Raw genomic sequence first — 817 nt, forward strand, 5'->3', positions numbered from 1 at the left:
AGGTTTATAATATTTCGAGTAAGAGCATGTTTGATTTTTTTGATTTCACTGGTTAATTCGTATTTTTTGCACATAGAAGACCCTCACAATCTAATGTGATAAACGTTTGCTAAAATTTGGAATGGGAAATTTGAAAGAGGGGCGCCCCCGCCGCGCCCGCGTCTTATTTACGCAGCGTCTTTTATGGTTTGATCACAAATTTTGATATGACCATTCAATTTTTTGGTATCTATATATGAATTGCCAAAAACACTCACTTGATCACAAATGTATGTATAGCCTGTAATTTTTGCATTTTCATAAATACAAGCATCATCACCAACCACAACAAAAAACCAAACTTGAGCATTGTCATAAATTCTTGCATTGCCATAAGCTTGCGCATAGCCAGTCAATAAAGCGTTATCATAGATTTTAGCATGACCTTTTATAACAGCCCTGTCAGATACCTCAGCATGATTCAAAACGCAGGCATGATCGTAAACATAAGTTATTCCAAAAACCAAGGCATGATCAGCAACCCTTGCATTGTCATAAATTTTTGCACAATCAAAAACTTTAGCATTGCCTTCAATTTTTGCATTATGGAAAACACTAGCGTAATCACAGACTGTAGCGTGATCAGAAACATGAGCATTATTATAAACACAAGCCTTATCATAGACCCAGCAATTGCCCTCATGAGAGAGGTTATCTTCCTTTTCAATAAAGCCACCCAAGGCACCAGCCTTAACATCAGCAAAGTCTTTTAATGCTTTAATGCGATAAAGGGTATGATTATTAATTACACGCGTTTCATTTGTGAGTGCAAACTTCT

1 protein-coding gene is annotated in these 817 nt (G+C 36.5%); it reads right to left on the reverse strand.

The window, feature by feature from the left end; all coding sequences use genetic code 11:
• Positions 1 to 167: 167 nt before the first annotated feature.
• A partial coding sequence (locus ACFIL8_RS11485; RefSeq protein WP_375689906.1) for a hypothetical protein occupies positions 168 to 817 on the reverse strand: 650 nt, incomplete at its 5' end.

This window comes from Bartonella sp. AP57NXGY (assembly GCF_042195805.1).
In the GTDB taxonomy this organism is placed as follows: Bacteria; Pseudomonadota; Alphaproteobacteria; order Rhizobiales; family Rhizobiaceae; genus Bartonella.